Genomic DNA, 2,101 nt, shown 5'->3' with positions numbered 1-2,101 from the left:
ACCCGTTCCCATACCGAACACGGAAGTTAAGCTCTTTAGCGCCGATGGTAGTTGGGGGCTTCCCCCTGTGAGAGTAGGACGTCGCTAGGCAAAAAACAGTCAGCTGTGCGCTGACTGTTTTTTTATTGTATATTTAAAAAACCCCTTGCTATGTGAGGGGTTCCAAAGAGCTTCTAGCTATGGACAAGAAAAAAACAGCCGAGCAATCAGGTATGTTGGTGAGTATTCGAGCAAAAATAATTGTTTCATCTTTTGTGGTTTATTTGAAAGGGAAGAGTAGCTTAATGATATTCGATCGGCATGCCAACCTGAATACAAATATGGAAACAGGAAGTTTTGAGTGTGTCTTTTGACACGGACCAGTACCCCAGCGTTTCACGCGAGAGCAAACCACCAGTTAGACTGGTGGTTCTGATTCATTGTAATCTTAGCGAGATATAGAAGGGGTTAGTAAGCTATTAACTAAGTCGGCTAAAATTTTCAAGCCTTCAGTGAAAGAATAAAATTAGAAGTTATGAAAACCCCAGCATTAGTGGATAGCTAAACATTCTGTAACTTTTTTTAAAATTAAATAATATCAATCACCATCAGTACGTTCTTATAAGACATAGTTAATATAGATAAGGGCTGTGATTTAAATTAAATATTGTTGGGGGCTTAGGCCCTTTATTTTTGTTGTTAAAAATATGTTCTACACTAAAAATTTCCGGAACTAAAATTATAGTTGAAACTACATTAGAATTTAAGTAGCTCTTTACATTTCTTAGAATAACGATATTTCGCCGCATATTCTTATATGATACTGTAATCGAATTTTAGCTAGACACTTGGTTAAAGTTTGCTGCTATGTACATAAGTATCGTCAATAAAGTAGAAAATTTAGTTCTATTCGTCATTCTTCATCCTTATACTATAAAGATTACATCAAAAAGGAGAGGGAATTTTGTGGATTGATGGCGTGTTTTCTGGTGGCGGTTTGAAGGGCTTTGCATTAGTAGGGGCATATCAAGTACTAGAAGCTGAACATTTTCGATTTAAACGTGTAGCTGGTACAAGTGCGGGGGCCATTTTAGCTGCCTTTATTGCTGCGGGTTATAGTGGAAAAGAGATAGAAATGATGCTAGAAGAGTTAGATGTTCCTTCATTACTTGATCCAAGAAGAACAATTTTCCCTTTTCCTTTTATGAAATGGGTAAATGTTTATAATCATTTAGGTCTCTATAAAGGAAAGGCGTTAGAAAAATGGTTTTTCCAAAAGCTAGCTGCAAAAGGAGTATATACTTTTGGTGATCTGCCTAAAGATTCTCTTAAATTAGTAGCTTCAGATTTAACGAATGGTAGAATGATTGTTTTACCAGATGATTTGCATAAATATCAAATTGAAGCAAAGAATTTTTCAGTAGCTTGTGCGTTACGCATGAGTTGCGGTATACCTTTTTTCTTTGAACCAGTTACATTAAAGACTGGGAAGGGTGAATCGGTTATAGTGGATGGTGGTGTTTTAAGTAATTTTCCACTATGGATATTCGATGATAAAGAAGGTCGGAAAGTACGTCCGATTTTAGGTCTGAAACTGAGTAGAAGAAGAGAAGAACAATGTCCTCAAGAAATTAAGAATGGTCTAAATTTATTTGAGGCACTATTTTCAACTATGAAAGATGCACATGATGAAAGGTATATATCAAGACGACACGAAAGAGACATTATTTTTATTCCTGTAGAAGATTATAGTGCAACCCAATTTGATTTAAATGAAGAAACAAAAGAAACTCTATTAGATATAGGAAGAAACCGTACAATTCAATTTTTACGAAATTGGCCAAGATTGAGGTTGTAATTTTTAAAAAAAATAATTATAAAACTATTGACCAATGACAAATAGGGTGTTATTATATAAAAGTTGCTGTTGAGATATGCAGCTACTAAAATATAAAATAAAATAACTGTTTGACATTAAATATAAAACATGTTATTATATAAAAGTTAACTCTTACAGAAGAGTTAACAAAATGAACCTTGAAAACTGAACAAGCAAAACGTAATCAATAAAGTTTTAAGTAGCTAGTTTTGCTAGTGAACGAAACACAATTTTGGACATCAA

General features: G+C 34.1%; 1 protein-coding gene, 1 rRNA gene and 1 pseudogene. All 3 read left to right on the top strand.

Going from position 1 to position 2,101, the window contains the following annotated elements; all coding sequences use genetic code 11:
* A 5S ribosomal RNA gene (rrf, locus tag ACZ6ZR_RS38640) occupies positions 1-90 on the top strand; the annotation flags it as partial.
* Between the two features lie 122 nt (positions 91-212).
* Positions 213-337 (top strand): annotated as a pseudogene (locus ACZ6ZR_RS38635) (IS200/IS605 family transposase); the annotation flags it as partial.
* A 606-nt stretch (positions 338-943) separates the two neighbouring features.
* On the top strand, positions 944-1,837 hold the full coding sequence (locus ACZ6ZR_RS38630) for a patatin-like phospholipase family protein (RefSeq protein WP_115674652.1): 894 nt from the start codon (positions 944-946) through the stop codon (positions 1,835-1,837).
* Positions 1,838-2,101 lie beyond the last annotated feature (264 nt).

Source organism: Kitasatospora sp. NPDC088742, from assembly GCF_055584905.1.
Note: the sequence above shows the minus strand (reverse complement) of the source record. Positions and strands in the feature narration are given on the sequence as shown.